The sequence below is a fragment of the Nostoc flagelliforme FACHB-838 genome (assembly GCF_014698065.1).
In the GTDB taxonomy this organism is placed as follows: Bacteria; Cyanobacteriota; Cyanobacteriia; order Cyanobacteriales; family Nostocaceae; genus Nostoc; species Nostoc flagelliforme_B.
On sequence record NZ_JACJSI010000497.1, the window covers coordinates 1 to 3,790 of the forward strand.

The following is a 3,790-nucleotide window of genomic DNA, read 5'->3' on the forward strand; positions in this document are numbered from 1 at the left end:
ACAACAACAGGTCAAATTGCTCATATTCAATTAGGTCTGCAAGATGTTTCGGATCAGTTTCAGATTCCCCAAAAGCTGTATGGACGCGAAGCGGAGATTGCAGCATTATTGGCAGCGTTTGAAAGAGTAGCCCCAAGAGGGAATGTTGGCGAAGCTCACCGACGAGAGTCAGGCAGAGAAAATCCTCAATTCCAAGTCGAAATGATGTTGGTTTCTGGCTATGCGGGAATTGGCAAATCAGCATTAGTGCAGGAACTCTATAAGCCGATCACAGCAAACCGTGGTTATTTTATTTCTGGTAAATTTGACCAATTCAAGCGCAATATTCCCTACAGCGCCATTGTGGATGCCCTGCAAAAGTTGGTGCAGCAACTTCTGGGGGAACCGGATGAGCAAGTGCAACAGTGGCGATCGCGTCTGCTCACAGCATTGGGAAGCAACGGACAAATCATCATTGATGTGATCCCGGAAGTTGAGTTAATTATTGGCAAGCAGCCTCCGGTACCAGACGTTGACGCAACCCAAGCTCAAAATCGCTTCAATCTAATCTTTCAGAAGTTTGTACGGGTGTTTTGTTCAAAGTCACACCCGCTTGTTATCTTTTTAGATGATTTGCAGTGGATAGACTCAGCAACACTGAAGTTAATCGAGCTAATATTACTTGACGAGCAAACCCAATATCTATTTTTGATTGGAGCCTATCGAGATAATGAAGTAACTCCAACGCATCCATTAGTATTGACGCTCTTAGAATTGCGAAAACAAAGGGCAGTGCTTCAGGAGATTACCTTAGCACCCTTAACGTTGGAATCGTTGAATCAATTGATTGCCGAGACGCTAAATCGTAATCCTGACACCGTTCGTTCTTTAGCCCAATTAGTGTTCCGTAAAACCGAGGGCAACCCTTTCTTTGTCGGTGAATTTTTGCGAATGCTCTATAGCGAAAATCTGCTGACTTTTGATGCGAAACAGTTGAACTGGCAGTGGAATATTGCTCAAATTCAAGCCCGAAATATAACCGATAATGTGGTGGAACTGCTGCTGCTCCAGTTGAAGAAATTGCCCGAAGAAACACGGCAAATTCTCCGCTTAGCCGCTTGTGTTGGCTCCCAATTCGACTTAGAAACTTTAGCGATCGTTTGTGAAAAAACACCTAAAACGATTTTCCAAAATTTACTAGCTGCAATACATGCTGGATTAATTCAACCTTTATCTGAATTAGACGAGGATTTGTTAGTTCAAGAGTATAAGTTTTTGCATGATCGCGTACAGCAAGCTGCTTATGCCTTAATTGATGAGTCGCACAAACAAGTCGTTCATCTCCAAATCGGTCGCAATTTACTCGAAAAAACTTCACCAGAGCAACGATCAGAGCGGCTGTTTGAAATTGTCGATCATCTCGATCGCGGAATTGAGCTTGTCTGCGATCGCGCAGAACGAAATGAAATTGCTAAATTGAATTTAATCGCAGGTCAGAAAGCCAAGACAGCAACGGCTTATGAAGCGGCTCTTAAGTATTTCAATACAGGGCTTAAACTCCTGAATACAGAGAGTTGGCAAAGCGAGTATGACCTAACCTTGGCGCTTTACTCCCAAGCAGCAGAAGCGGCGTATCTTCATGGTCACTTTGACGAGATGGAACAATTCGTAGAAGTGGTACTTGATCGCGCTAAGACAGTGCTTGACAAAGTGCAGGTTTACAATAGCAGAATTCAAGGATATTTGTCACAGGGCAACCTGGGAGAAGCACTTAAAACTGGGTTAGAAGTGTTGAAGCTCTTGGAAGTAAACTTAATAGAAAACCCCAGTCAATTAGATGTTCAAAGAGGATTGGAGTCAACGGCTGCGCTATTAGCTGGACGAGAAATCGAAGACTTAATTGATCTGCCAAAGATGACCGCACCAGAACCGCTGGCAGCAATGTATATCCTGGCGAATATCGTGGCTGCTGCATTTATGGTATCACCAGCACTATTGATACTGATTGTGTGTAAAAGGGTAAATTGATCGCTCGACTACGGTAACACTACCTGGTCACCAATGAGTTATGCTAACTACGGATTTGTTCTATGTGCAGTTGTTCAAGACATTGAACTCGGTTATAAGTTTGGTCAATTGGCTCTAAGCTTGGCAGAAAAATTGAATACCAAAAAAGGGAATGCTAAAGCATTAATGGTATCGAGTAACCACGTCATGCACTGGAAGGTACATTTTAGGAAAACAATACCAATTCTGGTTGATGCTTATCAAACCGGAGTGGAAACCGGAGACTTTGAATTCGCTGGCTATTCTGCATATTATGCATGTTGTCGCTCGTTTTTTGTCGGTGAGTCACTCACCCAACTAGAACAAACAACGGCAGCCTACAGCAAAGCGATCAGTCAAATCAGACGAGAAAACCCCTCTAATTGGATTGCAATGTTGTGGCAGACAATCCTTAATCTGTTAGGTAGGTCTTTTAATCCTAGCCGTTTAATTGGTAGTATATATGATGGAGAGCAAGCGCTATCTCACGCTATTGCAGTTAAAGACGGAATTGAAACTCAATTCTTTTATTTGTACAAAGTTATATTGTGTTATCTATTTGAGGAATATCATCAAGCTCTACAAACTGCTGTTTCGGCAAGGCAATATTTTGAAGAGGTGACAGCAATAACGGTTTTACCTTTATTCTGTTTCTACGATTCTCTGGTGCTTTTGAGTTTATTGGTTGAGGCTTCAAGCTCCCAAAAAGAGGTTTGGCTAAGTTGTGTTAGCACCAACCAAGAAAAGATGCAAAAATGGGCAGAACACGCCCCCATGAATTATCTACATAAATTTCATCTGGTTGAGGCAGAAAAAGCGCGAGTCTTAGGGCAATTCTTTGAGGCTGAAGAGTTTTATGAACGGGCGATCGCAGGTGCTGCTGAAAATGAGTTTATCCAGGAAGAAGCATTAGCTTATGAATTAGCGGCAAAACATTATCTAGCGCGAGGTCGGGAAAAGATTGCTCAGACCTACATGAAAGAGGCGCACTATTGCTACGATCGCTGGGGCGCGATCGCTAAAGTTAAAGACTTAGAAAAACGCTATCCACAGTTCTTTTCTCAGTCGTCTAGAGCCGCTTCCACATCAATTCCTATTACTGTTGAAACTATCACTAATCCCTTCCATACTGCTTTCGATTTAGCAGCAGTGATGAAAGCTTCACAGGCGATTTCTCGTGAAATTGAACTGAAGCAATTGCTGCGATCACTGATGCAAACTTTAATTGAGAATGCTGGCGCACAAACCGGATATCTGATTTTAGAAAACTCAGGAGAATGGTTGATTGAAGCGGCTTGTGAACTCAATACCGATGAAAATGCTTGTGCGACTCAGGTGTTACAGTCTATTCCAATTGCCGAACAATTGCCAGAATCAATCATTCAATATGTGATTCGGACTCTGAAGCCTGTCATCTTAAATGATGCGACTCATGAAGGTGCTTTTATTAATGAGCCATACATTCGACAGAACCAGCCTCAATCTATTTTCTGTTTGCCGCTGCTGAATCAAGCCAAGCTGGTCGGTGTATTGTATTTAGAAAATCGGCTAGCAGCTAGAGTATTTACACCAGAGCGATCGCAGGTCTTGCAGCTATTATCGACTCAAGCAGCGATCGCCATCGAAAATGCCAACCTTTACTCAGAATTGCAGGCTAAGGAAAGCAAGATCACCCAGTTCCTCGAAGCGATTCCGGTGGGAATTGCGATCGTGGATGCGGCGGGTCGCCCTTACTATACCAACCAATGCGGCAATCAACTCAGGG

At 43.1% G+C, this 3,790-nt stretch carries 1 pseudogene; it reads left to right on the forward strand.

Annotated features, from left to right (window positions below):
- Positions 1 to 3,790 (forward strand): annotated as a pseudogene (locus H6G97_RS56405) (ATP-binding protein); the annotation flags it as partial.